Origin of the sequence: Moorena sp. SIO3H5 (genome assembly GCF_010692395.1) — a bacterium.
Classification (GTDB): domain Bacteria; phylum Cyanobacteriota; class Cyanobacteriia; order Cyanobacteriales; family Coleofasciculaceae; genus Moorena.
In genome coordinates, this window is sequence record NZ_JAAHHS010000697.1 from 1 (window position 1) to 2,116 (window position 2,116).

1 protein-coding gene is annotated in these 2,116 nt (G+C 41.7%); it reads right to left on the minus strand.

The window, feature by feature from the left end; genetic code table 11:
- Positions 1 to 40 precede the first annotated feature (40 nt).
- The gene (locus tag F6K52_RS35655) at positions 41 to 1,765 is read right to left on the minus strand and encodes an IS1634 family transposase (RefSeq protein ID WP_293089828.1); all 1,725 of its coding nucleotides are present in this window, start codon (positions 1,763 to 1,765) and stop codon (positions 41 to 43) included.
- Positions 1,766 to 2,116: the final 351 nt, after the last annotated feature.

Sequence of the window (2,116 nt, forward strand, 5' to 3'; positions counted from 1 at the left end):
ACTCCCGGTTCGCCCATTTTTTCGGGAGTTATAAGAAAGGCTACTCAGGAGTAAAAGATTGACCATCAAGTTGAGTATAAATAGTAGTTGAAAACCCAAGTAGAACAAGAAGACGCTGCTGTAAAGGAGAAAGAGCAGTCAAATGGGTATAAACTTCATTTTTTACCTCAATTACTACCAAGGTAATTTCCTTGAACGCAGCCAGAATTCTTTCAGCAGTAGGACGGGCAGTTTTTCGTTTGGGATTACCAACATAAAGTCCAGTTAGCTTTTCCTGATTTTTCCCGAGATGGCGACGCACCTGAAACTCCAGAAGGGTCAAGACGCGCAAACCAATTGAAAGTAGTCGAATTAAACCTGTAACATGGTCTTCACGCTGCAAATAAATTGGTGTCAAAGAAAGTGGGAATCCCTTAAGTCTGGCAAATCCTCGTTCAGTTAAATACTCGTCTCTGTAGGCGCGAACAGCTTGCTTCAAAGAAAATTGTTCCGGATTCTGATTGGTCACATAAACTCGCCAACCTAAGAGTTTTTTTTCCTGGTCTACCGCCTCTTGATCAATTTTAAAATCCAGGTTTATGGATAGTTCTTCTACTGTTTGAGATGCTCGTTCTAGATATCGTCTTTTCACTTTTTGGACTCGTTTGATTTGAAGAGCGATTTGAAACATTCCAGTGGTACGGTACCGTTTGATAATCTTGGCTACAGCCGATTCCCATTCCTCAAGTGAAGTGAATTTTTTCTTACCACGACGGGGAATTTTCAGTTGTTCTAGAGCATCAGAGGTTTTTTGTAGGCGCTGGTTTATTTTTTTTTCTTCCGCTTGTACAATGGCAAATGACCGGACTACTAATTGTCGCTCATCCCAAGATATATCTTCAGCGTCGTTAACTTGAATTTTTTGATGAACTTTTCGTTCAAAACCCTCAGCAATATCTCGATTTTTTCCATCAGCATAGTCGTAGTCTATAGCTGTCAGGTCTTGCTTGTCATTCCAAACTGGTTGAAGATATTCAATTAATTTTTCCCGAGTTACTTGTTTGGCATTTAAAGGGCAAAGATAAAAATCTCCACCGGATACAATCTCAGTTCTCGTCGCCATTGATGCCATTTTACAGTCGCCAATATATAGTAATCCTGACTGTTGTAGCGTTGAGCGGACTCTTTCAATTGCGGGAATATATAATGGATCGTCGGCTTTTTCTCCTGATAATATTTCCGTCGCTATTGGCATTCCTAAAGGGTCTAATGTTGACAACATTATTTTGACTTGTGCCAAGTCCGGACGATGGTCTTTGCTATGACCCCATTGAAATAACCCTTCGGGATTAACCCCACAGTGACTTGAAGCAGTTGTACTATCTAAACGTACTCGTTCTGGCTGTATATTATATACTTGCAGTAGACTGCTTCCGAGTTCCTTCTCAAAAGAGTACCAGTTTCTATCACAGTTAAAGTAACGTAGTACTGCCTCTAAGCGATCATCCGTAAGGTCGAGTTCACGTAACCCTTCCCCGACAAATCTTTTCAATGTTTCTAATCGTTTGGAAGCCCAGGCTTGAACCTGATTTAAACGGTGGTCTGCTTGGGATAATATATGTGCTAACCAAATTACTGCTACCTCCCCAAGGCTTTGACCTTTCCAATTTCCGTGTGTGGGGAAGTGCTTGTCTAGTAGCTTTTGTACTCCCATCTGCTCTATTTGTGTTAAGAGTACGGGGATATCATCGACTCGTTCGTTTGTGATTATCGGTTCAAATGCCATAACAACCAATATATCCTGATTTGCTTGTGGTTGGGATTATGTCTTTTGGTATACTTGGCGCTGCTTATTTTTTTAGTAGTTCTGAAAATCCCCCACAAAACCGAAATCCATACACCATCATGGGTTTTTGCTATCTTGGCCTAATTATCTTCAAACCACAGACTTCACTCCACAGACTTCACTGTTAAAACTTGCCTTCGTCAAGGGTGGCCATCGGCCAATCGCCCTTTGTGCAGTTCCGACGCCGGAAAATCCCAGCCCGTCTGCTCAGTGCATTTGTACCATACTCGAGACCTCTGATTCAATCCTTCAGCTTTTTCTAACTCGATTTAAAATGGGCGAACCGGGAGT